This window comes from Acinetobacter sp. WC-323 (assembly GCF_000314615.1).
Classification (GTDB): Bacteria; Pseudomonadota; Gammaproteobacteria; order Pseudomonadales; family Moraxellaceae; genus Acinetobacter; species Acinetobacter courvalinii.
The window spans coordinates 352,317-378,643 of the sequence record NZ_AMZS01000035.1 but is presented as its reverse complement, the minus strand read 5'-3'; the positions used below and the strand labels follow the sequence as shown (position 1 = coordinate 378,643).

The window sequence follows — 26,327 nt, the reverse complement described above, 5'->3', positions numbered from 1 at the left end:
TGATTCATACAGCACCATCCTTTGGCTTATGTATTCCTCTCAAGATCCTAACTACATCATCGAATTGTTTGTAGAACATTTCATTTCCGATGCATGCTTGATCTGCTCTTGCAAGTGCAGCATCAACACGATTTCTTAGATCAATAATCAAACCAGCAAGCTCACCATTTGTTTTTGTGAGATATTCATTTTTATTTTCTAACAGAGTTATTTTTGATTGCTGATGTTGCCAGATTGTATCTGCAAGTGCTTCTGCAGCTTCCCTAACATGGTAATCAGCATCATCAATACAAAAGTCGTAAGCATCTTTGAAAACTTCATCAAATTCACTTCTCATCACTTCACCTGCTCAACTCTGTGGCCTAATTGGATTTCTTCTGATTCCGCATATCTCCACAAATGAAGATGGCTTTTTAATATCCAGCATCCCATCCCTGAATCATCTTCACAGTAAACGTCAGCCTCATTAATACTGTGTACTTGAACAACTTTAGGTAGTAAGCCATTTAGATCATGCTCACCTTTAGCCACAATCAAATCAGTAACCTTAAACATGCTCACCCCCATAAATGGATTCGTAGTCTGCTATGGCTTGTTTAATTCTTATGATTCGGTCAGATAGTGGGAAAATGGTTTTTTCTACACATTTCTTGATCACTTCCAATCCACCATGATCATTAACAAGATCAACGCTCTCAACGAGGCGCTTGAGCTCAGTCAAGCTGACCGTACCTGTCATCTCGTAACGATGATATAAGCCGCCCGTTGGCGTATATGACTTATGCAACAGGCCAGCATTACCTAGAATCTTCTTCGCCTTCTCAACACCGTGCTGCTTTATAAAGGTGATCGCGTTCATTGGCTTTGCTCCCACTTAATTCTCGGTTTTGGGCGCTTACCCTTGCTTTGCCAAACTTGCTTGTAATCTTGGTAATGTTCAGCAATGCGTGGTTGCCCCAAAGCCCACAAACCAATAGCTGCGCCCATGCTAATCTTGTTTTTCTTGCTCATCGCCCGCCTCCGTCACGCTTGGTCATGTTTTCTAAACGCTTGATCTCGTCATTGATGTACCAAACTGCTTTCTGTAGGTCTTGTACTTGGCTATCTGAATCTTTGAGACCGTTTCTCCATAAGTACTTAATTGCATTACCAATATTGAAATTACGGTGTCTTGTAATCTCAATGCACTCAACACCACTTGGATCACTTGTGTAGTGCTTTGGGTGATTCACGTTGTCGTTCATGCCTTAGCCCTCACCAAACAATTCGCCACAGCCCAAGCGTCCAGACACGTGTCGTTATGAAATTCTTCATCCATCATCGACAACCATTCATCCTTAGCGCCTTTCCATCCTTTGACTTTCAAGCCATGACCTTTGTTCACATAGCAATCTTCATAACCATTGATGAACTCTGAAAGCTTCATAGGTGTGTCGATACGGAAGCCACGCTCTACCAATCCTTCCTCACCTGTTTCCTTCTTAATCTTTGCGAAGAACGTCACACCATAGGTTTGATGATTAACAATGGTGCCGAGTTGCAATGCTGGCATTAAGTTGCCTTTGTAAATCTTCGCCAGAATTGGGTACGGCAATACACAACTTTTGTCCCCTGACTGGGCTTCATACTGTTCCACAACATCAACCGCATGAAACACATTCCAGCTAAGTTGATAGTGTTTTGCTTTAGGGGTTTGTTTTGCTTTTCTCATTAAGAAGCCCTCTTTTTCTGCATACTTTTAGCCGCACTTCGACCACTGCAAGCTACACAATTATTGGTTGATACAAACTTCTGAGTTGATCCACATTTCTTGCATTCACTTCCTGTGTAACGCTTCAACCCACTAGTACGTGCTTCCGATCTGGCTTTTGCACGAGGGTTTTCTTTCTGTGCTCTATCGACTGCAATTGAGTTCGACATAATTCGTCGCATTGCATCCTGCGGTGACTTGCTTTTATCTCGGTTATTGAACTTTTTGCTGTTAGCACCTTCGCCATTGGCTAAAGATTTAATCTGATTACCCTCAGCTAACCACTGCTCAACCTGTGCGCTATAATCTGGCTTGATGTACATGTTTGGTGATGTTGATTCGTTCACGCTGCACCTCCAACTTCCTGCAAACTTGCAAGGTAAAATGGATCTAAATCAGCAAATGTCGCTCTTGCTAGGTCTGTACCTAATCTGACAGTTCCAACTTCACCATCACGACACTTACCAATGATGATTTCTGCCGTTCCTGCATCCTTTGAACCCTTGTTGTAAATCTCATCACGGTAGATAAACAGGATTACGTCAGCATCTTGCTCTAATTGCCCTGATTCGCGCAGATCAGCATTGACTGGACGTTTGTTAGGTCTGTTCTCTAAGTTGCGGCTAAGCTGCGATAAAGCGAAAACAACGCAATCAAATTCTTTTGCGATTGCTTTCAAGCCTTTTGAGATTTCCCCGATAGCTCTGACCTGGTTATCAGTCACAATTGGGCTTTTCATGATTTGAAGGTAGTCAACAAAGATTGCATCGACTCTGCCAAACTTAGCTTTCAACAAACGGGCTTTGCGACGCACATCCGAAAGTGTTGCATTTGCAGTGTCATCAATTGCAAACTTTGAGTGCTCAAGCATCTTGTTTGCCTGTACTAAGCGCCCCCAGTCATCATCCTCAAGACACTTGCCCTTGATATTGCTTAAGCGGATCTGTCCAACACCAGAAACAATACGATCTCTGATTTCTTCCTCTGTCATTTCGCATGAATGGAATTGAACAACCATGTCCTGATTGATCGCCATATCACTCATGATGTTTTGAGCAAAGGTTGTTTTACCCATGCTTGGACGTGCACCAATGATTACGAAGTTACCGCGACGTAGAGAGCCAATCTTATTGTCCAGTGCAATGAAGCCTGTCTTGATACCCATATCAACAAACGTGCCGTTTTCACGGGCAATGCGAGTCTCCTCAAGGTCAACATAGAGACGTGCTACAAACTCATTCACGAAAGCCAATTCTTTTGACTGCTTGTTGTCGCCAATGTCTGCAATCATGTTTTGAGTTTTATTGATCATTTCATCAACATTGGTAGTGAAATCCTTAGCCATCCCCTGCATCAAATTTGAGATATTCAGGAACTTGCGACGCATCATCAAACGGTCAAGTTTTTCAATGTGCTGTTCTAGAGTTGAAATCAGAGTTGGAGCATCAGCGTTGAGCTTGAGCATGTACTGCTCATCGATGTAATTCAGGTTTAATGGGTTCTTATTGATCTCATCCCACACCAAAATAAAATCGATTTGCTCACCACGGCTGTGAATTGCTTGGATTGCATCAAAGATGATTTGGTGTTTTCCTGAGAAATGATCTCTGGTTAAACGCTCAACAAACTGATCCACGCCATCAGTCAGTGAGAGCAAAGAAACCAGTACGCCTTGTTCTGTTGGAACTGAATGCAAGTAGTCCATTATTTAGCCCCCTTGTATTCTTTGCGAAGTAATACAGGTGCTACCGTTGGAGCATCAGCCTTAGCCATTTCGGTTTTAACTGGTGTTTCAAGCGCTTCTAGCTCTTGAGCAGTCTCCTGCCAGTTCCAAGTCGCTTTGAATGATTCCCAGCCTCGAACAACGATGATTTGGAATACACGCTCATTGCTAAGCTTTGCTTCTTGAGCTTGTTTGAAAACAAGTTGTAAAGTTCGTTGAGTGATTGGTTTTTTCTTCTTGTTGCGAAGATCGATGTACTCAGATGCAGTTTGCTCAGATACATCGTTCTCAATCAAAAATTCTTTTGCTTTGAATTTTGTTTTTTGAGCTGCGTTTTCAGCACAAATAATATCTGAAGTATTCTCTGTGTATTCTCTGTATGTATTCTCTGTATTAGATGGGCGGATTTGTGCATTCAGTATGGCGCTTTCGTGCATACAGTCTGGCGCATCTGTGCATTCAGTATGGCTGTTCTGTGCATTCAGTATGGCGGAATTGTGCATACTACTGATTTCAATGCTTTCAGAGTATTCAATCAAAGATTTGTACAGATTCTCACGCTCTACACGGAAGTAAACACGACGAGGCACACCTTCTTTCTTTTCAGAGATAAAACCGAGTGATTTTAGGGTCTGACGAGCTGTGTCTTGCTCACGACGAGTAAGGCCAGTTTCCATCGTCCATTCATGGTGAGTTTTGAAGATCCAACCCTCACTGTCTTTGGTGCGGGAAGTCCAGTACACAAGTTGAGAAAGCATCAATGCACCGTTGATTCCACAGCCCAAAAATACATAGTGTTTGTTGAATGCTATTGGTTGCTCATTCATAGCTTCAATCAACTTGATAATTGGAATGGTCGCAATCATTACAGCCCCTCCAATGCAAACGCGCATAGCTCACAACGAGCGATATACACAGCTCTTGCATTGTCCATCGATGGGAACTTTGCAAATTGCTCTACAGCTTTTTGAAACAATGAAACCTTTCGGTTTAATTCTGTTTCTGCTAATATTTGATAGTTCATTAGATTCGACTCCTATGAATATGACCGCTACCCTGTTACCGCAGGAAAGCGGTTTTTTAATATCCAAGTTCTGATAAGCGTGGTGCTATAGACGCAAACTGGTAATCGTTAATATCTGCTGAGTGTGTGATCTGCATACGGGCTAAGAAGAAGATCGCTTCTACGAATTTCTTGTCATAACACTCGTAACTTTCAGGAATGACTTTCAACCCAAGTTTGTCCAATAAAACACAAACAGTTTCAAGATCAGTCAAGCCATTGTTTTTCTTGTCATTTTTAAACTTTGAAACCCAAGGGCCGTCATAGCCTATCTCGTCTCCAAGTGCTGCATTCACTACACTTCCAAGAGATTGCAAAACGAGCGAGTGTGTATTTCTAGCTCTTGCACTTAATTCAATAGATACTTTGCTCATGGTTGTTCCTAAGCGGTTAAATGAGATTTTTTTCGGCTTGCAGGAATATTTGATTCGACGTTTAAAAAGCGTTGATATCCACTTGGCAACCCATTAGTTCTCCAAGTGGAAACAGTGCTTTTATCGAAGCTCAAAAGGCTTGCAAGCTCTGCATCATTCTTACAGCCATACCTTGCTAAAAGGTGGTCAACTGTAAATTGGAAAAGGTTCATATATTTAAACTCTTAAACCATATTTGTTTAACTTATTAAACTACATTGTTTAAGACCTTGTCAATTTAAAAGTTTAAACTTCTAAACATTATTTAAGGCTGGTTGTTTCTCATGATTGAGACTGTTGCGGATCGCATCAAAATGCGTATGGATGAACTCGGGACCAAGCAAGTAGACTTGATTAACAAGAGTGTTGCGAGCAAAGGAAGTATTTCGCTTTGGTTATCTGGTGGTGCGGTACCTAGTGGCGAGCGTTTAGTTAAGTTGGCCAGAGAACTTAAAACATCTGAATCATGGCTGTTGACCGGGGATGGAGATAAAAACGGACGAACAGATCGAAACGTAGACTATGCTCCTATTGCACCTGTCGCTACAGCACCAGTATTATCATGGGTTCAGGCTGGAGCGTGGACAGGAATGGAAAATGTAGAATTAACAGGCACTGAGGAGCAAATTCCTTTAGTACCTGGTGCAAGCAATCGAAGCTTTTACTTGATAGTTAGAGGCATAAGTAATGCCCCATTTTATAATGAAGGTGAGTTAATTTGTGTAGACCCAACCTTCTGTTTAGATGATATCCAGACAGGAGAAATGGTCGTAGTTAGACGAGGTAATGACGCTACTTTTAAGGCGTTGGTTCATGGAGAAAATAGAATTTTCTTAAAAGCACTAAATAAAGACTGGCAGCCAAATATCATGCCTTTAGATGATGAATGTATTTTTGTAGGGAAATATGTAGGATCACTAAAGCCAGCAACCAGACACCATTTTATAGTTTAAACTTAAAAACAAATTGACCGCCTAAGGGCGGTTTTTTTGCATCTAAACTTTAAGTAATCAAACAAAATAATAAAAATAAGTTTAATTTTTTAAACTTTCCTATTGACTAAAAAGTTTAATTGCTTAAACTAAACCTCACAGACATTAAAAAACCTCGAATAGCTTTGGACGGCTTCGAGGTTCCACTCAGTGAGTAAGTAAAGTATGAACATAAAAACGAACGTAGTCAAACTGGCAGTAGGTGCGAGCGTTGTTAGCGCGGCATTGGCAGCTTATGCATTTGGCCCAGCGCCCGAAGCTGAACCAGTTAGCATCACTGCCCCATTTAAACTCGAATCAATCAATGTTAAGTCAAGCAAAGCTGCTGTAGAGACTCTAAACGAGCAATACGTTGTTGAGTTTGAGTATGTTGCTGACTTCTCTACTCACAGCAATAGCGTGGGTTACAGCTGGAACGAAGTTGAAGTCAAAGAGATTAAAGAACCGCGTATCTATGACGAAAACGGTGAAGTAGCAAACTACTACTTAAGCACTAAAAGCGTTCAAGAGATCGTCCAAGTAATCGAACAAGAACTAAGAGAGCGCGGTTAAGCGCTCCATGGAGATAAAAATGATCGACCATCAAAAATCAATCAAGGCTTGGCTTGTGGTTCTTTTTATGGCGTTTTTTGCAGCTCTAGTCGTGCTTTACAAGTACATCTGCCCTGCTGTGTGGAGTGTGTGAGATGAATAACTACAAAATCAAAGTGAATGGACCAGACAATAGTGCAGAAATCCAAGATCTATTTTTTGAGCTGGGATATTTTTGGGTGTGTTCTAAGAAAGAAATCACCAATCTGGACGCTACATATATTTATGCGAAAGATGGATTTTTAACAGCTGGGTTTAACGATCTTAATTTTGCAGAAGCTGGTCATCAAGAACTCACCCTCCCTCAGCTTCGAGACCTTGTTGTTTCGCATCGTAATGATATCCAAGACGCAAATTGGGAAACCGAAGGTGATGATCAGATTTATCAAGACTCAAATGGGAAATCATTCATATTCCGTGAACAAGGCTGGGATGAATTGCAACGCCATGAAATGCGTCAAGCAATGTGGGAAAAGATCAAGCCTAAACCTCAACATGTAGAAGTCGAACAAGGCCTGATTAGTGGGGCTGAGGCGCTCAAGGCAATGATGGCAGGTAAAAGAGTTCTTTATTCAGGTTATGGAAGAAAAGACTGGGATACAGCCCTTAACTGCAACCTTGGCGTTTTTCTAAAGCATGAAAAATTCCCTGATTTTAGCTTCAAGATCGTACCCCGAACCATAAATATTCATGGTGCCGAGCTCAATAAAGAAGAAGCTTTAAAGTTTGTTGAGGAGTACTTCTCATGAACGCTCAATCATACATCAAAGAGTTGTCACAGAAAGATTTCAATTCACTTGAACAAGTAGTCGAGTTCGCTTTTCAGTTCAATGTGATCAGCTCTCAAGAATATAGAGAATGGCAAGAGACTATCAGAAATGTCGAAGCCAAAAACACTGAACAAATTTTAAAAGTTTTAGCAGCTTAGGAGACGGTTATGAATGCACAAGTTAATGAATTACAAGTATTAGAACAAAATGTGATTGTGGCAGCCTTTGGAAAGGAAAATGGAATTCAAGAATTGTTCAATCGTATGGCTGAGCAAGCGCGATCAATTGTTCCTGATGTCTCAACTAAAAAAGGCCGTGATGCTATTGCTTCACAAGCCTATAAAGTAAGTAAGTCTAAAACTGCTGTAGATAACCATGGTAAAGATTTAGTTGCTGGTATTAAGGCACAAGCTGCTGTAATTGATCGTGATCGTAAAGCATGGCGTGATCAGTGTGATGCATTGCGTGATGAAATTCGCAAGCCATTAGATGAGTGGGAAAAAGCAGAAGAAGATCGAGTTCAGACAATTAAAGATCGTATCTCTAATTTTGATGCTGGTCGTGTGGATGCCCTCTCAAGTAGTGAGCTAATTAAGAAAATCATTGGTGAAGTTGAAGCAACGGCAATTGATGAAAGTTTTGCTGAGTTTGCTAATGAAGCATCAATTAAGAAAGATGCAGCTTTAACTTCATATAAACAATCGCTTGAAATCGCATTAAAGCGCGAGGCAGAACAAGCTGAATTGGAAAGACTTCGCCAAGAAGAAATAGTACGCCAACAAAAAGAACGTGATGAAGCCATTGCGCGTCAAGCTGCTGAGCAAGCACGTATTGAGGCTGAACGAAAAGCTAAAGAAGAGGCAGATCGAGTTGAGCGTGAAAAACAAGAGGCTATTGCTACAGCTGAGCGAGAAAAACGTGAAGCGTCTGAACGCGAAGCTCGCCTAGTTGCAGAAAAAGAAGCAGCTGAACTACGTGCAAAACATGCAGCAGAGGCAGAGCGTCAACGTATTGAAGCAGAACAAGCAGCTAAGGCAGAAGCCGAACGTCGAGCTGAATTAGCACGCCAAGCTAACCAAGCACACAAAAAGAAAATCTGTAATGAAGCTCTAAAAGGCCTATTGGCTTTGGGTATTGATGAGGCTAAAGGCAAAGAAATTTTGCAAGCGATCAATAAAGGCTTAGTTCCACACGTTTCAATCAAGTTTTGAGGATTAGATGATGAATGCGCCAGTGAAAAATCCTAAGCAGAAAAAGAAAAAACAGAAAGCAGTTAAATATGAATATTGCTTCTGTTGCAAAGATTTGATGCAAGTGAGCAACGATGGTCAATGCACCGTTTGTTATAGCTACATCGTAATGTAATTAAGGCCTGTCTAAGGAGAATTAGAAATGGCACTAAAAATCGTAACAGCACAAGAGCCAATGCGCGTAGAGAACCTAATTACATTTATCTATGGTGATCCGGGTATTGGTAAAACTTCTTTGGCGTTCTCTGCAAAGAACCCTATCCTTTTTGACTTCGATAAAGGAGCACATCGTGCAGGTAAATATCGTAAAGACACTGTGCCTGTAAGCAATTGGACTGAGGTTTCATCTCTAACAGCTAATGATTTGCAAGGATATGACACTGTGATTGTAGATACAGCTGGACGTATGCTGGATGTAATCATTGCTCACTTAGTAAAAGACCAGAAGAATTGCCGCCGAAACTCAAATGAATTGTCGATCCAAGGCTATGGAACATTAAACAAGACATTCACCCACTGGTTCAATCTACTTCGTAGCTTTGGTAAAGATGTGGTCCTTCTCGCCCACACTGCCGAAGATAAAAAAGGTGATGACATTATCTTCCGCCCTGACATGGTTGGTGCAAGTAAAAAAGAAGCTTATAAAGTTGCTGATCTGATGGGATATATGACTACACATCAAGGGCAACAAAGTACTCAAAAGGCTATCTACTTTGCCCCTAGTACGGCTTTCCATGCCAAAGATTCAGGTGCCATAGGTAATTTAATTTTGAATGATTTGGATACTCAACCTGATCAACTTGATTCGATTTTAAATCAGGCCAAGAACCACATTAATAGTTTGAGTGAAACCCAGGCTCAAGCACAAAAAGAACTTGATGAATGGGATTCAGAAGTACTTGCATCGGAGTCACTGGAGGATTTTGAGGCTCTAAAATCTAAATTGCCACAAGGTCATGTATTTGTTCGGCAGATGTGGAACAAAGCTATTGAGCAAGCTAGACAATATGGCTTCGCTTATGACACTCAGAGCAAAGCTTTTGTTTCGACACAGCCACAGGAGCAAACAGCATGATTACCCGGCTATCGACAACTATGCTCGATAGCTACCTTTGGGGTATGTCAAATGAAGACATGACCTCAGAGGAACTTGCTAAAGAGCTGTTCTTAGGAAAAACACAGAACATGGCTATGAAGTGTGGTACAGCATTTCACGCCCTTCTTGAACATGACCTTAATTATGACATTCCTAAATCAATGGGTTTCAACTTCATGTTTAGTGAGGCTCTTGAAGGGACTATCGAGTTGGGTGATGTACGTGAGCAAAAGTATGTAACTCGCATATTCGATGATGTGGATCTGGTAGCCAAGATCGATGCGGAAACTAGCTCGAAGCTGATTGATCACAAGCTTACTGCTGTATTCGACCCTGATAAGTACATGGATGCATACCAATGGCGCGCTTATTTGATGGTTAAAGAATATGACAACTTTAAATACCAAGTCTTTGAACACTCTGGCCTAGACAAAGTTGTTGATGGTTTAACTGAGGTTAAAGTCAAAAGCTATCACGAGTTACACCAACACTTTTACTCAGGTATGGAATCAGATGTTAAAGCATTGGTTCGTGAAGTGGCTGACTTTGCAAAATATTGGAAACCAAGATTGCAGGTGACCCAATGAAAGAACTCAATTTAGGTTTATCAATCTTGTTGGATTTGGCTGTAGGGCTTGTATTAATTTCTGTGGTGGGAGTGTGGTGATGGATATTGAATACAAAGGAAATATTAACTACCCATTTCAAGATCATGTTGTTTTAAATGTTGAGGAAAATGTACTTCCGTTTCCTTCAAAAAATGCCCGCAAGTGCCAGCACATCCATGTTGAAATTGACACAAAAGCTATGGAACTGACTTGCAAGCAATGTGGTGTAAAAGTAAACCCAGTGATGTGGATCAAAGACACTATGCAGTACTGGTCAAGACAGCAGTCACGCTTATCTGAGCAAAAACAACAGATCAATGAAGATCTAAATGAGCTCAAGACAAGAGCACGCACCAAATGTCAGCACTGTAGCAAAATGACTGCTATCAGCCTTAAAAACTTAAAGTTCAAAATTATTGGGTGATGAAGATGAATATTGAAAAAGAACGCGAGGCTTTTGAAAGACATGCTTTCGGTGCAAATTACGACCAACTGAAAGCTAATTATGATGAATATGAGGAGAATTACGGTGATCGTTACCCTCCTTATACTTATGAGAGCCAGTGGGAATCATGGCTAGCAGCCAAGGCCCATGACATAACTCAATATAAAGATCTTTATAAACGTGCAATCGTAAATGCAAAAAAACGTAAGAACCAAATCAATTGGGCGCACGTTGCAGGTCTAGGCGTTGGCTCTGGTAGAGCTGTTGAACTTTGCAAGGAGTTAAATATAGATCCACATGCGACAGATATGAATGCAATGGTAGAAGCAGCAAGGGGCGGAAATGAGTAATTCTATTTTACCGAAGCTGACCCAAGAGCAATTTAAAGAGATAGTGAACCCACTATCTCGCCCTACTCGAACTTGGCACTGCGGCTTCTCTTATCTGGAAACTTGGCTTAAAGCTGAAAGTGAAGATGTAGAGCATGGAGTTGAACTGGTACCAGACTTTCAGCGCGGCCATGTTTGGACAACGGATCAGCAAACTAAATATATTGAAAATGTTTTAAGAAATATCGTTGATGAAAGCGGCCTAACAATTCGGTTCAACTGCCCTTCGTGGAGAACAGACCGTAATAAGCATAGCGACCTATTAGACCAAATGGTTTGTATAGATGGCCTACAACGACTGACATCTATCCGTAAATTTATAGCTGGAAATTTAAAGGTTTTTGGCCTGACATTTGATGAATTGCCAATGCGCCAGATTCTGCGTGACTTGCAGATAGTTGTGAAGATGTATGACTTTCAATATAGATCAGAGCTATTGCAATTTTACCTAGACATTAATGGCGGTGGAATTGCTCACAGTGAGGCCGAACTAGAACGAGTTAGAAATTTATTGAAAGAAGCAAAAGCGGATGCGGAGGGGTGAAGATGGGAATGGTTACAGATCACGAATTGCTCCATAAAATTTTGGAGGAAATGCAGAGTTTAAAAAAACAACTTGCCGCGGATAATGAACGACGGGTAAGCGTGAAGGAGTTTCAAGAGCGTCTTGGCTGGAAAAATACAAAGTTTTATGAACGTATAAAGATGGGAGAAATTGCTCCCCCACTAAAAGATGGAGCGTACAGTTATTATTTAAACTCATATGTGAATGAGGTTGTCACAAGGCGATCAAATTCTGCTACATTAGCCGCTTAGAAAAGCGGCTTTTTATTTGATTCAAATAAGGCACTTTTTGAAAAGTGAGTAACATTGTGAGTAACTTTACATAGCTTGCAAAAATATTAACTATATTTCATAAGGTTAAGTTCATCATGCTTCTAATGATCGACAATTACGACTCTTTTACCTATAACATCGTCCAGTATTTTGGCGAGTTAAATCAGGACGTAAAAGTAGTTCGCAATGACCAAGTCTCATTAGAGGATATTGAACGATGGCAGCCAAAATATTTAGTGATTGGACCGGGCCCATGTTCGCCCAGTGAAGCAGGAATTTCTATTCCAGCGATAAATCACTTTGCAGGAAAAATTCCTTTACTGGGGGTGTGCTTAGGTCATCAAGCCATTGGACAGGCGTTCGGTGGCAACATTATTCGTGCGAAAACCGTGATGCATGGTCGCTTATCCGACATGTACCATACCGATAAGGGAATTTTTAGCAACCTCCCTTCTCCATTCGCAGCGACACGTTATCACTCCTTGGTTATTGAGCAGGAAACACTACCAGAATGTCTGGAGCTCACTTGCTGGACCAATCAGGCAGACGGTACAATTGAAGAAATTATGGGTGTTAAACATAAAACCCTTCCTGTGGAGGGTGTCCAGTTTCATCCCGAATCAATTTTAAGCGAACATGGACATCAGATTTTTAAGAACTTCCTAAAGCAGTATGCTTAAAACCAAAACCTGATTTCCCATTTCGGCCTGTAAACAGCTTATTGCTTCCCAATAGGCTGTTTTTATTTTGAACATATAAAAACAATATACAACTTATACAAACTGTCTGTTTTTTAAGCTTTAAAATTAAATGATGAGCTATACCATTAACACAAATCATTCTTTTTCAATAATTAATCCACTTTTCACAGATTATAAAAAGTAAAGCTGCGACGGGATTTCAGATTGAACAGCTCCCTTTTTACTTTTTTAGATTAACTATAGTCATAGGAATGATTAAGTTTCAGGGCAGCTGGATGGTAGAATCTATGCCATTATTTTTTAGCATCCCCCTGAAATATCAATCAGGACAACCTATAGTGAATACCTTGGTTTTATTGAATATTATTATTTTTGTCCTGCTTATGGCCGGATTGTTCTTTTCCTACCGAAAAGATTGGAGCCTTTCCAAGAAAGTTCTGATCGGTATGGTGGTGGGTATCATTTACGGCCTGGCGCTCAAAACCATTTATGGTGACGGTCAGATCATTGAACATTCAGTCGCGTGGTTTAACCTGGTAGGTAATGGTTATATCCAGCTGTTACAGATGGTGATCATGCCACTGATTTTCGTTTCAATCGTCAGTGCCGTAGTAAAATTGCATCAGACCACGTCGCTTGGAAAAATTAGTGTTCTGGTCATTGGTATCCTGTTAGCCACCACGGCAATTGCCGCACTCGTAGGCGCCACTATTACCAACCTATTTGGTTTAACTGCTGAAGGTCTGGTACAAGGTACTCAAGAAGCTGCACGTTTAGCTGCGATCCAAAGTCAATATATTGGGCAAGTCACAGATCTCGACGTACCAAAACTTCTGCTTTCTCTACTTCCTCAAAATCCATTTGCTGATTTAACCGGTATTCGTCCTACTGCCATTATCAGTGTGGTGATTTTCGCTGCATTTTTAGGTGTTGCTGCTTTAAAGCTGATGGATAAAGACACGGTCAATGGCGAAAGAATCAAACATGGCATTGAAGCATTACAAGCTTTGGTGATTAGCCTTGTGCGTCTGGTGATGCAATTTACACCTTATGGTGTGCTGGCATTGATGGCCAAAATGGTTGCAACAGCCAATCTTGCCGATATCGTCAAACTTGGCGAGTTTCTGGTGGCTTCTTATCTTGGTCTTGCGATCATGTTCCTGGTTCACGCACTGATTCTGGTCTTCGTACGCATCAATCCGGTCGATTTTTTCAAGAAAGTCTTTCCGGTATTGAGCTTTGCCTTTATTAGCCGTTCAAGTGCTGCCAGTATTCCGCTGAATATTGAAGCGCAAACCAAGCAATTGGGTGTACCTGAAGGCATCGCCAGCTTCTCGGCTTCATTTGGCGCGACGATTGGTCAAAATGGTTGTGCAGGTTTATACCCGGCAATGCTTGCCGTCATGGTTGCGCCTACGGTCGGTATCAACCCGCTTGATCCATTATGGATTGCCCAACTGGTGGTTGTGGTCACACTGAGTTCAATCGGTGTTGCTGGTGTGGGTGGCGGTGCAACTTTCGCGGCTTTAATTGTGCTGCCTGCGATGGGTTTACCGATTACCTTGGTGGCCTTGCTGATTTCAATCGAGCCATTGATTGATATGGGCCGTACCGCATTAAATGTGAACGGTTCAATGACGGCGGGTACAGCAACCAGTCAGTTATTGGGGGTCAGAAATCCTGACGCTGCGGATGATGCCTAAATTATCTTGAAAATAAAAAAGCCAACTTTTTATAGTTGGCTTTTTTATGACGAGTAAATTACAACTTCAATTGCTGCACGATGGAGCTATCCTGTTTTGCAACTAAGGATTCACACAGCTGAATCCGCTCTTTGGTCTGATTTAAACCTCGCTCGACTCCAACCAGCTCTTTGGTGCGTGGTGCAAAGAAAGTGTTGAGCTGTGTTGCTTGCTGTTGCGTACATGCCGCGCCACTAAACAAGGCCGGAAAACGTCCGGCAGAAGACTTGCCCAAACGATCAAACACTGCCTCATGATTGTCCTCAAACCATGCCCATAAACCGCCTTGTTCTCCGCTATAGTTATTGATGGCGTTAATCACGGTACGTACTTCACCGACTTTCACCCGCGGATCTAAAACCAGTTGCTGTGCCAATGGACGTGTTTCAGTCTGGTTGGCTGAACCTAAAGCAGACAGGATGGCCAGACGTTGTGTCGGTTGGGTAACACGTTGTAATTCCCCAGCTAAACGATCAAAGGCAGGCTTGCCCTTTTCTTGCACACGGACTGCCAGAATCGTCGGTAATAACTCTGGCGTCAGCTGTACAAAGTTCAGTTGCTTCTGTTCAAATAAAGTATCCGATTGCTTTAACAGTTGCTGGCGTACTTCTGGTACCTGAATATCCAGTGCGAGGAACTGCGCCAACTCACTTCGCCATAAACTGTCTTCAGCAGACTCACCTGATTTACTGGTATAGCCCAATTGCTTCAACTTGGGCAGATATAAATTCGTGAGTACTTTTCTAAAATGTTCACGTTCCGTCGCGGTTTTTAACACATGGCGATGAATCGTACTCAATTGCGGGAATAATGCAGTACTGATTTGACGGCTGTCTGAAGCAGCGAATTTCTTGGCGACATCTACCACTGCCAATAAATTAATATCACCATGATTAAACGCTGCCGAAACTGCATAGGCATAGGCCAATTGTTCGCTGTTGGATAATTTTCCTGTCGCTGCGGTTAAACGTGCCAACTCTTTTTCCGGCAAGCTGAACTGGTAATAGCCTGCCGCGCCGGCATTCGGAATATACCAGCTATTCACGTTTGCGCCTTTGAGCTCAATTTTGGCATGGGCCTGATCAATCAACTCACACTGAACTTTACTTGAACCATTCGGCACCTCGTAACGTACACATAAAGGTACGCCCCAAAGACTGTTGGCATCACCTTTAGAACCCACAGGGAGATAACGCGTTTGCTGCACATTTAAAAAGATTTTGTTCCCTTGTTGTTGTAAAGAGGTATTCAGCAAAGGTACGCCCGGTTGATCAATAAAACTTTTCACCGCTTTGCTAAAGCGCTCGCCTTGACCCGACTGCTCTGTTAACGCGCTGATTAAATCATTGGCGGTAGCGCTGCCATATTGATGCTTTTTAATATAATTGCGCACCCCTTGTTTAAATTTTTCTTCTCCGAGATAGCTTTCAAACATATTTAAAACCGCTGCGCCTTTTTGATAGGTGATTCCGTCAAAAGCGGTTTGAATATCAGCATTGCTTAAAATCGGCTGGCGGATACGGCGTACACTGACCAGGCTATCGCTTTTCATGGCACCAGCCGTATCAACGACACGTTCCAGATCTGCATTAAATTCAGGGTGCAATTGTTGAGTGATTTTACTTTGCATCCAAGTGGCAAAAGATTCATTCAACCACAGGTCATCCCACCACGGCATGGTCACCACATCCCCGAACCATTGATGTGCCAACTCATGTGCATTGACATTAAATGAACTTTGTATAAATGACACAGGAGAGTCTTTATCCAGCAGCATCAGATAATCTCTGAAGGTGATCAGCCCCGGATTTTCCATCGCCCCAGCAGCAAAGTCAGGTGCAGCAAGTAAGTCCAGCTTGTCGAACGGATACCCAAAGGCAAAATAATCTTCTAATGTTGTTAAAATTGCGGGCGTTTCAGACAAGGCATGCTGCATTTTTTCAGCCTTGCCAGCGGGTGCCAGTCCACGTAATTTGATCGCTTCTTTACGCCACGCTGTTGCACCAATATCAGGGCCTTGTTGTACTTGCCATGGTCCAACTGCCAGTGCCAGTAAATAGGTTGGTAAGGGTTTTGTTGGAGCAAAGCTGAGGGTTTTCCAACCTGATTTTTCGGTCTGTTCGGCAACCTGATTGGTATTGGCGAAACCCGAATATTTACTTGGAATGGTTAAACGAATGTTAAACGGCGTTTTAAAACGTGGTTCATCAAATGAAGGAAAAGATTGACGTGCACTGATCGCTTCCATTTGAGTCATGACATAAGGTTTACCCTCAAATTCAATTTTATAAATACCATCCAGTTGCTGGTCATAATCGGCATTAAAATCCAGTACCAAGCTGTACTGACCTGCAGGTACAGCCTTGGCAAATTTAATTACACTCACCCCATCGACTTCTGACGCCTGCTCATATTGGGCCGTGGTTTTCTGCCCAGCTGCCGATAGGATATGGGCATCTTTTACCGACAGAGATTTACCATGAAGCCAGACATGGTCGGTGGCTTGGGTCAGCTTTAAATGAATGGTAGTTTTACCGGTATAGCTTTTTTGTGCAGGGTCAATTTTAAAATCCAGATCATAAGATTCCGGTATGGCCCATTCAGGTAATTTGCCGATTGGAATCTGTTCATTGCTGTTTGATGCAAAAATCTGTGTGGCAGATAAAGAAAGTAATGTTGTCAGTAGCAATTGTTTTTTAAATGAAGGTTTGACCAACATAGGAGATCTGTCCTCTGTAGTTTTTAAAATAAAAAGATGCAGCAAATGCTGTACCACTTCGCTGCATCCGTACATCGTTGTTAGAATTTGTAGTTAAACTCCAGCCAAGCCTGACGGCCGAATGGTGAATAAGATCCTACTGGATAATATGGCCAGCCGCCTGTGTCATCGTGTTTCACTTTGTCAAACAGGTTATTCACAATGATTGATGCAGAGGCTTGGGATGAAATTTGATAGCTTCCACTCCAGTTCACTAAATAAGTCGGGCTTAGATAAGCCGTTTGATTACCGTTTGGAATCTTGCCATAACGATTGACGAGCACCGTTGATGACCAATCACCACGACTCCAGCCCAGACTGGTGTTAAAGCGGTCGCGCCAATCTGGAATGGTCAAATCTTTTAAATAGTTATCTTTCTCGCCATCTTTGGACTGTTGATATTCACGTTCAAGCACACGGCTATAATTCACAGTCCATAAGAAGTTACCCAGACGCTCTGTTTTCCAGCGCCATTTACTGGTGAAATCAATCCCGCGGGTATGATCTGAAGCCGCATTGATCGGAACAATATTAATATTGTTGATCACATTTGGATCAACCACGGCATTTGCAGGGTTGCGCTCAACTCGTGCTAATGCATCGATACATGGTGCAGAATTGATATCTTGCGTCCCTAAACGACACGCAGCTTCTTGACGTAGAATTTTATCTGGACTGAGATTGGTCACCAGATTATCAATTTTGATATCCCAGTAGTCGACAGAGAGGTCAAATTTATTACTTGGTGACCAGACGAAACCTGCCCCATAAGATTTACCCTCTTCAGGTTTTAAATCTTTATTGCCTGTTAAGGTGTAATTGGCACCCGGCGAATAATCTTTAAAACTACATTTGTCTAAAGGCTGGCCTGTTTGACTGCAACGTAAATAATCGGTAGTACTTGGAAAATATCCCTTCTGTTTATTTAAAAACAGATAATTCATATCTGGAGCGCGGAAACTGGTCGCATAGTTACCGCGAACCAATAAGGTTGGATGGGGCCTAAATTCTAGTCCCGAACCGAAGGTGAACTTATCAATACTGTTATCTGACAAGGCATAGCGGTCGTAACGTCCAGATAAGGTTAAATTTAATGGCTTGGCTAAAGGTAAGAACAACTCTGCACCCAAGGCTTGACGGGTACGTGCCCCACCATACTCACCACTGGACGTCGCATTATAAAATTCACCATTTTCCACCGCTTTATCCGGTTTAATGGAAAAACCTTGACGACCAATTTCTGCCACTGCCGCAAGCTTGGCAGTTCCCGCAGTAAGTTCAAATACGTCGCCATTTGCACTGAGGGTTAAACTTTGTGCCCATGACTTATCCTTTTCCTCAGTCGTGCCTGAAATAGCTCTAAATTCACTGGCGCTCAGTGGTCGACTGATACGATCTAAATTCGGTGAATATATTGGAATGCCATCGGCATCTGTACCCAATTGCCGGCCTAAGAAATATTCATCAACATTTGAGCGAACCAGACCTTGTTTGCGTAATTGACTAGTATAAATCGAGCCATTATAGGCTGCTTCATAGCTCCAACTGCTGTCCCCAATATCGCCACGGATACCAAAGTTTAAATTGGAGGAGAGTTCCTTCCATTTTTTATTGGCTTGCTCAACGCCACCGAGTTCTTCTGGCGCAAAGCGTCGCGTCCAGATTTCATAATTTCCTGTGTCTTGATTGAGGAAATAGCCGCTACTTGCACCTAAAGAAGTCCATGTCGCACCACGGGTATTATTTTCAATTTGATTGGCCCCAATCAAAACATCTGCGAATAATTGAGTTTTCTCATTCAGCTCATAATCTAAACCGAGATAACCATTCTGGCTGCGATTCTTGGTCTGTACTGTCCAATAGGTCGGTCGGGCCAAACCACTGGCACAATTATCGGCTCCCGCTTTTCCGATATTTTTTACTGAACCTTTAAATAGTCCATCAAATGCGTCACATCCAGCAATAGAAAGATACTGGCCAGTGTTGGCATTTTTACGGCCAACAATCGTGTCTGGCTTTTCTCCCCGACGGGTTCGGCTGGTCATAAAGTCCCGGTCTGCTGCCCAGATCGGTTCGCGTCCACTCAGCTCAAGTCCGTATACCAAATTGAGCTTATCCAGGGTTTTGCTGCCACTCAATTGTAGGCGTAGGTTCTCGCCACCTTCTTTGGTCCCACCTGCCTTGATATTGAATTGTGTGCCATCGGTTTTCTTTTTCAGGATGATATTCACGACTCCCGCAATCGCATCCGACCCATAAATCGCGGAAGCACCACCATTTAAGATCTCAATCCGGTCAATAATCGCCGTGGGAGTATTGGCTAAATTGACAAAATTGACTGCACCATCATAGGGGACAGGATAGTCAGCAACACGATGCCCGTTAATCAAGGTTAAGGTATGGTTCGGTCCTAACCCGCGTAAACTGATCGCATTGGCTGCTGGCGTAAAGGTATTGCCATAGTCAGCCCCTTGTACAAAGCCGGTATTTTGGGTCAGGTTATTTAATGCGTCGAAGGCATTGCTATAGCCGTGTTTTTCAATATCGGCCGCGGTAATCACCGTCACACTGGTCGGACCATCTTTTTGAGCTTTGGAAATACGTGAACCTGTCACTGCAACACGTACCACTTTATCCGACGTCGTCTGGGTTTGTGGTTTTTCTACATTGGTCTCAGCATAGCTTTCTAATGGATGAAGGCATGCAAAAAAGACAAAAACAAAACAACCTTTGTTTTTCACGGCCCCAAGATATTTCAAGTAATTTAGATACATATTTATGGATGCATAAAATGAAGACCGACCTAATATATCCACTTTTATTTAGTTGATTTATACTCATTTTTTCTAGTGATATGTAGGATTAAGATATACCAAAAGGTTCATTCCTTATCATAAAAACTCAAAATAAATTAAAGCCTTTTTCCATAAAAAATTGGAGTGAACGCAACTTACCAGATTGGTAAACCAGCAAAATTTTTAAAACTCTGATCGAACAGCAAAAATCTTTGTTTATTTTCTGATAACATAGCTCACAACTTGTGAATCATGGATCACAAAAAGCCAATCCACCCAGACAACTGATCTCACTCAAAATTTCAATCATTAATGCTATAACTCATGACTATGAATATCCAACAGGCGCTGAACCACATTACCAAAAACATTCATCTAACCCAGTCTCAAATGGAAGATGTCATGCGTAGCATCATGCAAGGCGAAGCAACTGAAGCCCAGATTGGTGCGCTAATGATGGGCCTGCGCATGAAAGGTGAAAGTATCGATGAAATGACGGCGGCTGCACGGATCATGCGTGAATTTGCCATCAAGATCGATGTCAGTGATCTGCCTCATCTGGTAGATATCGTAGGTACGGGGGGTGACGGTCAAAACCTGTTTAACGTTTCAACCGCTTCAAGTTTTGTGATTGCCGCTGCGGGTGCGACCATTGCCAAGCATGGTAACCGTGGGGTGTCGAGTAAATCAGGTTCTTCAGACCTGCTCGAACAGGCGGGTATCCATCTTGACCTGGACATGCAACAAACTGAACGCTGTATCCGTGAAATTGGTGTCGGTTTCCTGTTTGCACCGAATCATCACAAAGCCATGAAATATGCCGCTGCGCCACGTCGTGAATTGGGGATTCGCAGTATTTTCAACTTGCTTGGACCATTGACCAATCCGGCGGGGGTCAACCGCTTTGTAATTGGCGTCTTTTCCGATGAATTATGTCGCCCGATTGCCGAAGTATTAAAACAGCTGGGTGCAGTGCATGTTCTGGTTGTGCACTCTAAAGATGGTCTGGATGAAATCAGTCTGGCTGCACCAACCACTGTTGCTGAACTGAAAGATGGTGAAGTGACCGAATGGACACTCAATCCGGATGATGTCGGTATTCCTTCTCAAACTTTGTCAGGTTTAGTGGTCAATAGTTCAGAAGAAAGCTTAAAGCTGATTAAAGATGCATTAAGCCGTGATAAATCAGAGATTGGCGAAAAAGCAGCAAATATGATTGCATTGAATGCAGGTGCAGGAATTTACGTGGCAGGGATTACCAAAACCTATAAACAAGCGGTTGAGCTGGCTCAGGATATTCTTTATGGCGGACAAGCGCTCGAAAAAATGAGTATCCTGGCTGAATTTACCAAAACATTGAAACAATATCAGGCAGACTAAGGACTTCTCATGATCGATATTCAAAATACCATTTTAGGTAAAATTGTTGACCGCAAACATGAGGAACTGGCAGCACGTTTAAAACAACGTAGCTTGCATGATGTTGAACAATGGGCAAAACAGGCAACCCCTGTGCGTGGTTTTGCCAAGGCCTTGCAACATAAACGTCCGGCAGTGATTGCCGAAATTAAAAAAGCATCGCCCTCTAAAGGTGTGATTCGGGCGGATTTTAATCCGGCAGAAATTGCCCAGCAGTATGAACAAGCGGGTGCTGCTTGCCTGTCGGTATTAACGGATGTGGATTTCTTTCAGGGCGCCGATGAAAATATTGCCATTGCCCGTCAGCACTGTACCCTGCCAGCTTTGCGCAAAGACTTCCTGATTGATCCTTATAATGTGGTTGAAGCACGTGCTTTACAAGCCGATTGTATTTTATTGATCGTGGCTTGCTTATCCGATCAACAGCTTGAAGAAATGTCGAAAACGGCATTTGAACAACAGTTGGATGTGTTGGTTGAAGTACATGATGAATATGAATTAGAACGTGCTTTAAAGCTGTCTGAGCAATGTATTTTGGGTGTCAACAACCGTAATCTTAAAACCTTTGATGTGGATTTAAATACCTCATTGCGTTTAAAGAAATTATTGCCTGCTTCTCGTATCTTGGTCACTGAAAGTGGCATCGCTACACCTGCAGATGTAGACATGATGCAAGCCAATGACATTCATACTTTCCTGGTCGGTGAAAGCTTTATGAAACAGCCTCGGCCAGATCAGGCATTTAATGAATTGTTTGGGCAGCCTGTGCAAATTTAACTCAATCAGGTTCAAGGTAAAACTCTACCTTGAGCCTCGATCTCTCTATGTATAAAAAGAATAAGTGGACTACTTTTTCTCATTCAATGACCATCCAAATGCACTACTGATCCAGTTAGAAAACTCATTTGCCAGATGCCATTGATGTCCTGAAATAACGGTTGGCAAAATCAATAAAGGATATTCAACCGTTAATTTAGCCCTAAAACCATTCCCCTCGTTACGAAATTGATGCCGAACTCCACCAATGGTCAAGCCATGACGTGATCTTGCAACACCTGCGATTTGCAAAGGAAAATCTGGATCAATATCAGAACGTAAGCTGGATAAGTTTTTGTAGTCGATATAGAAATGGGCTGCTAAAGGTGAACCGCCATTGGTTTCAATCACTTCCTGCACACCATGCGCCGTTGAAATAAGATAATGATCAGGCGTTCCAGCCAGCATCGCGTCTTCATCATTCTCTTTAGTACACGTTTCAAACCATTCTACAAACTGCTCAGCTCGCGCATTTTCTACAAATATTTCAGTAACACTTAATCGACGATAACCAAATGATAAGCGTGCAATCAAATTCGCAAAAAACTCTGAAATGCTTAACTCATTTTTCAGACGCGCTTTAATTCCTTCTTGCCCCAGTTCGCTCTTTCTTTTAAGTAAAAGCTGTCTGAGCACAATTAAATCATTGCTGTTAGAGCTGAGTCCCAGTTTTTTTAATACCAGATGAGCCCGTCGCTTTTCCCATTTAAGAATCGCGGCATTTGCTATGTTCTGACCGTTTATATAAACATGAATGTTAGAATACATTGAAGAATCACCCTTTAACCCACTAAAGCAACTATAGTTGCTTTAGTGGGTTGTATAAAGAATTATATGCAGTTTTGGATGAATGGTCAGATGCCAAATACAGAGTCAGAAGTCAAAAAACAAAGACGTCCCGGAGGACGTGCTGAAAGAATGGTGACAACAATACATCAGGTAACTTATCAACTACTTCTAACAACTGATTATCAAGATATTGAAATACCAGAGATTGCAAAACTGGCACAGGTCAATAAAACAACGATTTATCGCCGTTGGCCGACTAAAATTGAACTTATTCTGGATGTTGTATCAACTCGAATCAAAGCAGATGTCGTGTTACCCGATACAGGCAGTACCTTAAATGATCTGTGTTCATTTTTAAAAACCATCCTCATTACCCTCTATAGCCCTTTTACTTTTAATATTTTAAAAGCCACCTTGAATTCTTCAAATGAACAGGTGCAAACAGCAAGGAAACATTTTTGGGAAGAGCGTTTCTTGTTAGCAAAACCCCTGATTGACCGAGCTATTCAGCGAGGTGAATTATCCGCTTCAACACAGGTTCGTGATTTTTTTGAGCTCGCCGCCGCACCTATATTTTATCGGGTTTTCATTACTGGAGATGCCATATCAGATCAAGATATCGCTTTTTTTGCTCAAAGAGCGATGTCTTATTATCATCCTTGAGGGACATTAGCTTACAGGTTGATAGCACAAAAATATTATATTGAGGGTCTAGAATGGTTTTACGATTTATCTTTTTAACTGATGCAGTGACCATGCATACAATTGGTTCAAATTATCTCGGTTTCAGACTATAATTTCACACCTCTCTGGTATCTTGCCTATTGTTCTAAAATTATGAGTAAACATGATTCATCGCTTTCTAAAGATCAGTTTAATTTACTGAAAGCCTTTAAAAAGCAAATCTCTAATCCTCAATCCAGCGCGATTGCGAAGCAAGCCGAATCAAAAAAAGCTCAAGCTGCTGAAGAGCTGGAAGATACAGAACTGTTTAAAAAAGCCCTGCTTGGGGTCAAACCGATCGACAATAACAATATTGCCGATACCAAAGTGACACGTAGCAAAAAAGTTGATGCCCAAACGCTGGCAAAACGTGCTGCGGCAGAAGGTGGTGCTGAGCAAGAGCTGACCGAAATTTCGGATACCCAAGCGATCTTGAATCCGGTTGCAAGTCAGGCTGCTTTAAGCTATCGCATCGCCACCTTACAGCACAAAGTATTTGAAGACTTAAAAGCCGGTAAAATCCGTTGGTTTGAAGCAGTGGATCTACATGGCTGTACCGTTGAACAGGCACGTGCAGCGGTTCTGCAGATCATTCAAATGGCAAAAGACGAAAACCAGAATGTCATCAAGATCGTGCACGGTAAAGGCCCCGAAGCGATTTTAAAAACCTATGTCAACGGCTGGCTCAGACAACACCGTGATGTATTGGCTTTTGTCAGCGCACCTGAAAATCAGGGGGGGACAGGAGCAGTTTTAGTCTTGCTCAAACGTGCTGAAAAGAACCCTAAATTCAAACAGTAATCGGCATTTATATCAAAATTAAGATTTTTAATCGTTTTCTGATACAATTGCCGTTTTTGTTCAACCCACCTAAGTGAACATTGTTATGTCTATGCAGCAATCGTACGCAAATATCTTAACTGCCGTTGGCGAAGACCTGAATCGCCCGGGCTTACAAGATACACCGATGCGTGCGGCGAAAGCTTTTTCTTTTTTGACTTCTGGTTATAGCAAAACGCTTGAAGAAGTTACGAATAGCGCACTCTTCCCTTCCGATAACCATGAAATGGTATTGGTTAAAAATATCGAATTTTATTCGCTTTGCGAACACCATTTATTGCCATTTTATGGCCGTGTGCATATCGCCTATTTACCTGAGGGTCAGGTACTGGGCCTATCAAAATTTGCCCGTATTACTGAAATGTTTGCACGTCGCTTACAAGTTCAGGAAAACCTGACCCAGCAGATTGCCGAAGCTGTTGCTCAGGTGACTCAGGCACGTGGTGTTGCCGTGGTGATTGACTCTGCACATATGTGCATGATGATGCGTGGTGTGGGCAAGCAAGAATCGACTACGCGTACAGTTTCTTTTATTGGTGATTTTAAAACCGACAAAGACACGCGTCGTGAATTCTTGAGTGCTGTACCAGAAAGCTATTAATACGAGTTCTGCATATGTCATCCATTCAGCTCGCCGGCTTCGGTCATTTAATACAAAGTGAAGCCAGCATTGATTATCCTCGGCCAGATCGTCTGGTTCAGGGTAATCCTGAACGGCTCACCTATGACCTGTATCAACATCCGCATATGGATTGTGGCATCTGGCAGTGTGAAGTCGGTGCCTGGAAGATTCAATTTGCTGAAAACAAGCAAGAATTCTTTCAGATCATTGAAGGGATTGTGCGTATCCACGATGTGAAAACCAATTCTTTTATTGAAGTCACTGCGGGAAATGCAGGCATTATTCCACCTGCATTCGCCGGGACATTTGAAGTGGTGGAAGCTGTGAAAAAATACTATGTGATTGTAGAAGTCTGATCAGATATTTTTGAAAATACCTCTGGAAAACTTTGATATTGCGTCATTTCATTCAGGTCGATTTGATAAAGTTTACATAGAATTAAGGCCTCAAAGCGCCACTTTCCAAATAATGCAATGTGATGAAAAAACTTCTTTGACCAATATTTGCCTTGTTGCTGGTCCCGTTCGATCTGCTCTACATACTCCCCTATGCTTGAAGCATCTACGCTTGTATTCAGAAGCTGATCGAGCTGTTGAAATGGATAACTGACCGCGTAATCAGAACTAATTGATTCCACCTCAAGGTAAGGATAACTGATCAGGTCAATTAAACAATCTGAGGGATCACCCAGTAACCCATCAATGATTTTTACTATGTCGGTTTCATCGCCATAACAGATTGCACAGCACAGCAATAACAAGGCATGTGCATAGTCAGTGGTAAGTTGAATTGCAGTGATACCAGTCGAATGTCCCTGCTGTTGAATCAGAGAAAGTAAGTCTGCATAGGCCAGCCAGAACGCATAGACAGACTGATAAATATCGCGGATCTGGTCAGCTGTCAGACCAAGGTCATAACCGAGACGAATCAGATAAGTGATCTCGAGACAGAAATTTTTAAAATAGATGTCCAGTTCTAATAATTGATAAATATCGATAGCTGCCGAGGGATAGGAATCAAAGAATAAATACTCATTCTTTTTATATTCAATAATTTGCTCTTTAATACTATTCCAGTGATCTAAACAACCTGGCTGTGGCACTCGCCAGTTTTGTACATCAGAAACCACGCCGTTTAGCACTTCAAGGAGTTGTTGTAATTTTTCAAATTCATTAGCTTGATCAATATGATACAT

General features: G+C 42.0%; 34 protein-coding genes and 1 pseudogene. 19 read left to right on the top strand and 16 right to left on the bottom strand.

What is annotated here, in order from left to right; genetic code table 11:
• Window positions 1-4 precede the first annotated feature (4 nt).
• From ACINWC323_RS10910 to ACINWC323_RS19710, 12 genes are read right to left on the bottom strand one after another with little or no spacing between them, the layout of a single operon-like run.
• Entirely contained in the window at window positions 5-337 is a 333-nt protein-coding gene (locus tag ACINWC323_RS10910; RefSeq protein ID WP_009511254.1) for a hypothetical protein, read from the bottom strand.
• Window positions 337-555, bottom strand: a complete 219-nt coding sequence (locus tag ACINWC323_RS10915) for a hypothetical protein (RefSeq protein WP_009511007.1) — start codon at window positions 553-555, stop codon at window positions 337-339. The genes ACINWC323_RS10910 and ACINWC323_RS10915 overlap by 1 nt, the downstream gene beginning before the upstream one ends.
• The gene (locus ACINWC323_RS10920) at window positions 548-859 is read right to left on the bottom strand and encodes a hypothetical protein (protein ID WP_009510856.1); all 312 of its coding nucleotides are present in this window, start codon (window positions 857-859) and stop codon (window positions 548-550) included. Before ACINWC323_RS10920 ends, ACINWC323_RS10915 begins: the two co-directional genes overlap by 8 nt.
• Window positions 856-1,011: a hypothetical protein gene (locus ACINWC323_RS20255; protein WP_009511310.1), complete on the bottom strand. Its 156-nt coding sequence runs from the start codon at window positions 1,009-1,011 to the stop codon at window positions 856-858. Before ACINWC323_RS20255 ends, ACINWC323_RS10920 begins: the two co-directional genes overlap by 4 nt.
• Window positions 1,008-1,244 (bottom strand): DUF3310 domain-containing protein, encoded by a 237-nt coding sequence (locus ACINWC323_RS10925; protein ID WP_009510722.1) that lies wholly within the window; start codon window positions 1,242-1,244, stop codon window positions 1,008-1,010. The genes ACINWC323_RS20255 and ACINWC323_RS10925 overlap by 4 nt, the downstream gene beginning before the upstream one ends.
• Complete coding sequence (locus ACINWC323_RS10930) at window positions 1,241-1,711, bottom strand: hypothetical protein (RefSeq protein WP_009511469.1); 471 nt, start codon at window positions 1,709-1,711, stop codon at window positions 1,241-1,243. The genes ACINWC323_RS10925 and ACINWC323_RS10930 overlap by 4 nt, the downstream gene beginning before the upstream one ends.
• Complete coding sequence (locus tag ACINWC323_RS10935; RefSeq protein ID WP_009511258.1) at window positions 1,711-2,097, bottom strand: hypothetical protein; 387 nt, start codon at window positions 2,095-2,097, stop codon at window positions 1,711-1,713. The genes ACINWC323_RS10930 and ACINWC323_RS10935 overlap by 1 nt, the downstream gene beginning before the upstream one ends.
• Complete coding sequence (locus tag ACINWC323_RS10940) at window positions 2,094-3,455, bottom strand: replicative DNA helicase (RefSeq protein ID WP_009510766.1); 1,362 nt, start codon at window positions 3,453-3,455, stop codon at window positions 2,094-2,096. The genes ACINWC323_RS10935 and ACINWC323_RS10940 overlap by 4 nt, the downstream gene beginning before the upstream one ends.
• Window positions 3,455-4,339 carry a hypothetical protein gene (locus ACINWC323_RS10945; protein ID WP_009511242.1) on the bottom strand — a complete coding sequence of 295 codons (885 nt, stop codon included), beginning with the start codon at window positions 4,337-4,339 and terminating at the stop codon, window positions 3,455-3,457. The genes ACINWC323_RS10940 and ACINWC323_RS10945 overlap by 1 nt, the downstream gene beginning before the upstream one ends.
• Window positions 4,339-4,497: a hypothetical protein gene (locus ACINWC323_RS20250; RefSeq protein WP_009511129.1), complete on the bottom strand. Its 159-nt coding sequence runs from the start codon at window positions 4,495-4,497 to the stop codon at window positions 4,339-4,341. The genes ACINWC323_RS10945 and ACINWC323_RS20250 overlap by 1 nt, the downstream gene beginning before the upstream one ends.
• Before the next feature lie 56 nt (window positions 4,498-4,553).
• On the bottom strand, window positions 4,554-4,910 hold the full coding sequence (locus ACINWC323_RS0118925; RefSeq protein ID WP_032881356.1) for a hypothetical protein: 357 nt from the start codon (window positions 4,908-4,910) through the stop codon (window positions 4,554-4,556).
• Window positions 4,911-4,918: 8 nt separating this feature from the next.
• Entirely contained in the window at window positions 4,919-5,122 is a 204-nt protein-coding gene (locus tag ACINWC323_RS19710; RefSeq protein ID WP_081401849.1) for a helix-turn-helix domain-containing protein, read from the bottom strand.
• 111 nt (window positions 5,123-5,233) lie between these two features.
• On the opposite strand from ACINWC323_RS19710, the gene ACINWC323_RS10950 reads away from it, so the two are divergent.
• The 13 genes from ACINWC323_RS10950 (at window position 5,234) to ACINWC323_RS11005 (ending at window position 14,331) form a co-directional block, all read left to right on the top strand.
• Window positions 5,234-5,902: a LexA family protein gene (locus tag ACINWC323_RS10950; RefSeq protein ID WP_009510879.1), complete on the top strand. Its 669-nt coding sequence runs from the start codon at window positions 5,234-5,236 to the stop codon at window positions 5,900-5,902.
• 204 nt (window positions 5,903-6,106) lie between these two features.
• Window positions 6,107-6,493 carry a hypothetical protein gene (locus ACINWC323_RS10955; protein ID WP_009510987.1) on the top strand — a complete coding sequence of 129 codons (387 nt, stop codon included), beginning with the start codon at window positions 6,107-6,109 and terminating at the stop codon, window positions 6,491-6,493.
• Between the two features lie 134 nt (window positions 6,494-6,627).
• Window positions 6,628-7,281: a hypothetical protein gene (locus tag ACINWC323_RS10960; RefSeq protein ID WP_009511090.1), complete on the top strand. Its 654-nt coding sequence runs from the start codon at window positions 6,628-6,630 to the stop codon at window positions 7,279-7,281.
• On the top strand, window positions 7,278-7,460 hold the full coding sequence (locus ACINWC323_RS10965; RefSeq protein WP_009511394.1) for a hypothetical protein: 183 nt from the start codon (window positions 7,278-7,280) through the stop codon (window positions 7,458-7,460). The genes ACINWC323_RS10960 and ACINWC323_RS10965 overlap by 4 nt, the downstream gene beginning before the upstream one ends.
• Before the next feature lie 9 nt (window positions 7,461-7,469).
• On the top strand, window positions 7,470-8,513 hold the full coding sequence (locus ACINWC323_RS10970) for a hypothetical protein (RefSeq protein ID WP_009511118.1): 1,044 nt from the start codon (window positions 7,470-7,472) through the stop codon (window positions 8,511-8,513).
• 181 nt (window positions 8,514-8,694) lie between these two features.
• A complete protein-coding gene (locus ACINWC323_RS10975) occupies window positions 8,695-9,627 on the top strand; it encodes an ATP-binding protein (protein WP_009511207.1) in 933 nt (310 codons plus the stop codon).
• On the top strand, window positions 9,624-10,235 hold the full coding sequence (locus ACINWC323_RS10980; RefSeq protein WP_009511033.1) for a hypothetical protein: 612 nt from the start codon (window positions 9,624-9,626) through the stop codon (window positions 10,233-10,235). Before ACINWC323_RS10975 ends, ACINWC323_RS10980 begins: the two co-directional genes overlap by 4 nt.
• Before the next feature lie 79 nt (window positions 10,236-10,314).
• Window positions 10,315-10,680 (top strand): hypothetical protein, encoded by a 366-nt coding sequence (locus ACINWC323_RS10985; protein WP_009511426.1) that lies wholly within the window; start codon window positions 10,315-10,317, stop codon window positions 10,678-10,680.
• A gap of 5 nt (window positions 10,681-10,685) precedes the next feature.
• Window positions 10,686-11,051, top strand: coding sequence for a hypothetical protein (locus ACINWC323_RS10990; protein ID WP_009510875.1), 366 nt, complete (start codon window positions 10,686-10,688; stop codon window positions 11,049-11,051).
• Window positions 11,044-11,634: a DUF262 domain-containing protein gene (locus ACINWC323_RS10995; RefSeq protein ID WP_009511025.1), complete on the top strand. Its 591-nt coding sequence runs from the start codon at window positions 11,044-11,046 to the stop codon at window positions 11,632-11,634. The genes ACINWC323_RS10990 and ACINWC323_RS10995 overlap by 8 nt, the downstream gene beginning before the upstream one ends.
• A gap of 2 nt (window positions 11,635-11,636) precedes the next feature.
• On the top strand, window positions 11,637-11,906 hold the full coding sequence (locus tag ACINWC323_RS0118920; RefSeq protein ID WP_032881355.1) for a hypothetical protein: 270 nt from the start codon (window positions 11,637-11,639) through the stop codon (window positions 11,904-11,906).
• Window positions 11,907-12,022: 116 nt separating this feature from the next.
• Window positions 12,023-12,607, top strand: a complete 585-nt coding sequence (locus ACINWC323_RS11000) for an anthranilate synthase component II (RefSeq protein ID WP_009511444.1) — start codon at window positions 12,023-12,025, stop codon at window positions 12,605-12,607.
• A 359-nt stretch (window positions 12,608-12,966) separates the two neighbouring features.
• On the top strand, window positions 12,967-14,331 hold the full coding sequence (locus ACINWC323_RS11005; protein ID WP_005287944.1) for an L-cystine transporter: 1,365 nt from the start codon (window positions 12,967-12,969) through the stop codon (window positions 14,329-14,331).
• A 58-nt stretch (window positions 14,332-14,389) separates the two neighbouring features.
• On the opposite strand, the pseudogene ACINWC323_RS11010 reads toward ACINWC323_RS11005, so the two are convergent.
• Together ACINWC323_RS11010 and ACINWC323_RS11015 are read right to left on the bottom strand one after the other, a co-directional pair.
• A pseudogene (locus ACINWC323_RS11010) lies at window positions 14,390-17,156 on the bottom strand (M1 family metallopeptidase).
• Window positions 17,157-17,169: 13 nt separating this feature from the next.
• On the bottom strand, window positions 17,170-19,902 hold the full coding sequence (locus ACINWC323_RS11015; protein ID WP_009511274.1) for a TonB-dependent receptor plug domain-containing protein: 2,733 nt from the start codon (window positions 19,900-19,902) through the stop codon (window positions 17,170-17,172).
• 351 nt (window positions 19,903-20,253) lie between these two features.
• Between ACINWC323_RS11015 and trpD the strand changes: the two genes are divergently transcribed.
• Both trpD and trpC read left to right on the top strand, forming a co-directional pair.
• Window positions 20,254-21,303: an anthranilate phosphoribosyltransferase gene (gene trpD / locus ACINWC323_RS11020; protein ID WP_009511060.1), complete on the top strand. Its 1,050-nt coding sequence runs from the start codon at window positions 20,254-20,256 to the stop codon at window positions 21,301-21,303.
• A gap of 9 nt (window positions 21,304-21,312) precedes the next feature.
• The gene (gene trpC, locus ACINWC323_RS11025; protein ID WP_009511155.1) at window positions 21,313-22,119 is read left to right on the top strand and encodes an indole-3-glycerol phosphate synthase TrpC; all 807 of its coding nucleotides are present in this window, start codon (window positions 21,313-21,315) and stop codon (window positions 22,117-22,119) included.
• 69 nt (window positions 22,120-22,188) lie between these two features.
• Here the strand turns inward: trpC and ACINWC323_RS11030 are convergent, their stop codons facing one another.
• A complete protein-coding gene (locus tag ACINWC323_RS11030; protein ID WP_009511284.1) occupies window positions 22,189-22,926 on the bottom strand; it encodes a hypothetical protein in 738 nt (245 codons plus the stop codon).
• A gap of 90 nt (window positions 22,927-23,016) precedes the next feature.
• Between ACINWC323_RS11030 and ACINWC323_RS11035 the strand changes: the two genes are divergently transcribed.
• From ACINWC323_RS11035 to ACINWC323_RS11050, 4 genes are all read left to right on the top strand, one after another.
• The gene (locus ACINWC323_RS11035) at window positions 23,017-23,610 is read left to right on the top strand and encodes a TetR/AcrR family transcriptional regulator (RefSeq protein WP_171062178.1); all 594 of its coding nucleotides are present in this window, start codon (window positions 23,017-23,019) and stop codon (window positions 23,608-23,610) included.
• A gap of 174 nt (window positions 23,611-23,784) precedes the next feature.
• Entirely contained in the window at window positions 23,785-24,471 is a 687-nt protein-coding gene (locus tag ACINWC323_RS11040; protein ID WP_005287961.1) for a Smr/MutS family protein, read from the top strand.
• A gap of 91 nt (window positions 24,472-24,562) precedes the next feature.
• A complete protein-coding gene (folE, locus tag ACINWC323_RS11045; protein WP_171062185.1) occupies window positions 24,563-25,111 on the top strand; it encodes a GTP cyclohydrolase I FolE in 549 nt (182 codons plus the stop codon).
• A 14-nt stretch (window positions 25,112-25,125) separates the two neighbouring features.
• A complete protein-coding gene (locus ACINWC323_RS11050) occupies window positions 25,126-25,488 on the top strand; it encodes a cupin domain-containing protein (RefSeq protein ID WP_009510903.1) in 363 nt (120 codons plus the stop codon).
• Here the strand turns inward: ACINWC323_RS11050 and ACINWC323_RS11055 are convergent.
• On the bottom strand, window positions 25,467-26,327 hold the full coding sequence (locus ACINWC323_RS11055; RefSeq protein WP_009510719.1) for a PoNe immunity protein domain-containing protein: 861 nt from the start codon (window positions 26,325-26,327) through the stop codon (window positions 25,467-25,469). The genes ACINWC323_RS11050 and ACINWC323_RS11055 overlap by 22 nt on opposite strands.

What these genes read in the sequence shown, in the direction of transcription:
- ACINWC323_RS11000 (WP_009511444.1), top strand. Translation starts at nt 12,023, where the DNA reads ATGCTTCTAATGATCGACAATTACGACTCTTTTACCTATAACATCGTC.
- ACINWC323_RS11035 (WP_171062178.1), top strand. Translation starts at nt 23,017, where the DNA reads ATGCCAAATACAGAGTCAGAAGTCAAAAAACAAAGACGTCCCGGAGGA.
- ACINWC323_RS19710 (WP_081401849.1), bottom strand. Translation starts at nt 5,122, where the DNA reads ATGAACCTTTTCCAATTTACAGTTGACCACCTTTTAGCAAGGTATGGC.
- ACINWC323_RS10960 (WP_009511090.1), top strand. Translation starts at nt 6,628, where the DNA reads ATGAATAACTACAAAATCAAAGTGAATGGACCAGACAATAGTGCAGAA.
- ACINWC323_RS10950 (WP_009510879.1), top strand. Translation starts at nt 5,234, where the DNA reads ATGATTGAGACTGTTGCGGATCGCATCAAAATGCGTATGGATGAACTC.
- ACINWC323_RS10975 (WP_009511207.1), top strand. Translation starts at nt 8,695, where the DNA reads ATGGCACTAAAAATCGTAACAGCACAAGAGCCAATGCGCGTAGAGAAC.
- ACINWC323_RS20255 (WP_009511310.1), bottom strand. Translation starts at nt 1,011, where the DNA reads ATGAGCAAGAAAAACAAGATTAGCATGGGCGCAGCTATTGGTTTGTGG.
- ACINWC323_RS10940 (WP_009510766.1), bottom strand. Translation starts at nt 3,455, where the DNA reads ATGGACTACTTGCATTCAGTTCCAACAGAACAAGGCGTACTGGTTTCT.
- ACINWC323_RS10985 (WP_009511426.1), top strand. Translation starts at nt 10,315, where the DNA reads ATGGATATTGAATACAAAGGAAATATTAACTACCCATTTCAAGATCAT.
- ACINWC323_RS11015 (WP_009511274.1), bottom strand. Translation starts at nt 19,902, where the DNA reads ATGTATCTAAATTACTTGAAATATCTTGGGGCCGTGAAAAACAAAGGT.
- ACINWC323_RS10910 (WP_009511254.1), bottom strand. Translation starts at nt 337, where the DNA reads ATGAGAAGTGAATTTGATGAAGTTTTCAAAGATGCTTACGACTTTTGT.
- ACINWC323_RS10925 (WP_009510722.1), bottom strand. Translation starts at nt 1,244, where the DNA reads ATGAACGACAACGTGAATCACCCAAAGCACTACACAAGTGATCCAAGT.
- ACINWC323_RS20250 (WP_009511129.1), bottom strand. Translation starts at nt 4,497, where the DNA reads ATGAACTATCAAATATTAGCAGAAACAGAATTAAACCGAAAGGTTTCA.
- ACINWC323_RS10980 (WP_009511033.1), top strand. Translation starts at nt 9,624, where the DNA reads ATGATTACCCGGCTATCGACAACTATGCTCGATAGCTACCTTTGGGGT.
- folE (WP_171062185.1), top strand. Translation starts at nt 24,563, where the DNA reads ATGCAGCAATCGTACGCAAATATCTTAACTGCCGTTGGCGAAGACCTG.
- ACINWC323_RS10930 (WP_009511469.1), bottom strand. Translation starts at nt 1,711, where the DNA reads ATGAGAAAAGCAAAACAAACCCCTAAAGCAAAACACTATCAACTTAGC.
- ACINWC323_RS0118920 (WP_032881355.1), top strand. Translation starts at nt 11,637, where the DNA reads ATGGGAATGGTTACAGATCACGAATTGCTCCATAAAATTTTGGAGGAA.
- ACINWC323_RS10990 (WP_009510875.1), top strand. Translation starts at nt 10,686, where the DNA reads ATGAATATTGAAAAAGAACGCGAGGCTTTTGAAAGACATGCTTTCGGT.
- ACINWC323_RS11050 (WP_009510903.1), top strand. Translation starts at nt 25,126, where the DNA reads ATGTCATCCATTCAGCTCGCCGGCTTCGGTCATTTAATACAAAGTGAA.
- ACINWC323_RS10965 (WP_009511394.1), top strand. Translation starts at nt 7,278, where the DNA reads ATGAACGCTCAATCATACATCAAAGAGTTGTCACAGAAAGATTTCAAT.
- ACINWC323_RS10920 (WP_009510856.1), bottom strand. Translation starts at nt 859, where the DNA reads ATGAACGCGATCACCTTTATAAAGCAGCACGGTGTTGAGAAGGCGAAG.
- trpD (WP_009511060.1), top strand. Translation starts at nt 20,254, where the DNA reads ATGAATATCCAACAGGCGCTGAACCACATTACCAAAAACATTCATCTA.
- ACINWC323_RS11055 (WP_009510719.1), bottom strand. Translation starts at nt 26,327, where the DNA reads ATGTATCATATTGATCAAGCTAATGAATTTGAAAAATTACAACAACTC.
- ACINWC323_RS10955 (WP_009510987.1), top strand. Translation starts at nt 6,107, where the DNA reads ATGAACATAAAAACGAACGTAGTCAAACTGGCAGTAGGTGCGAGCGTT.
- ACINWC323_RS10945 (WP_009511242.1), bottom strand. Translation starts at nt 4,339, where the DNA reads ATGATTGCGACCATTCCAATTATCAAGTTGATTGAAGCTATGAATGAG.
- trpC (WP_009511155.1), top strand. Translation starts at nt 21,313, where the DNA reads ATGATCGATATTCAAAATACCATTTTAGGTAAAATTGTTGACCGCAAA.
- ACINWC323_RS10915 (WP_009511007.1), bottom strand. Translation starts at nt 555, where the DNA reads ATGTTTAAGGTTACTGATTTGATTGTGGCTAAAGGTGAGCATGATCTA.
- ACINWC323_RS0118925 (WP_032881356.1), bottom strand. Translation starts at nt 4,910, where the DNA reads ATGAGCAAAGTATCTATTGAATTAAGTGCAAGAGCTAGAAATACACAC.
- ACINWC323_RS10995 (WP_009511025.1), top strand. Translation starts at nt 11,044, where the DNA reads ATGAGTAATTCTATTTTACCGAAGCTGACCCAAGAGCAATTTAAAGAG.
- ACINWC323_RS10970 (WP_009511118.1), top strand. Translation starts at nt 7,470, where the DNA reads ATGAATGCACAAGTTAATGAATTACAAGTATTAGAACAAAATGTGATT.
- ACINWC323_RS11030 (WP_009511284.1), bottom strand. Translation starts at nt 22,926, where the DNA reads ATGTATTCTAACATTCATGTTTATATAAACGGTCAGAACATAGCAAAT.
- ACINWC323_RS11040 (WP_005287961.1), top strand. Translation starts at nt 23,785, where the DNA reads ATGAGTAAACATGATTCATCGCTTTCTAAAGATCAGTTTAATTTACTG.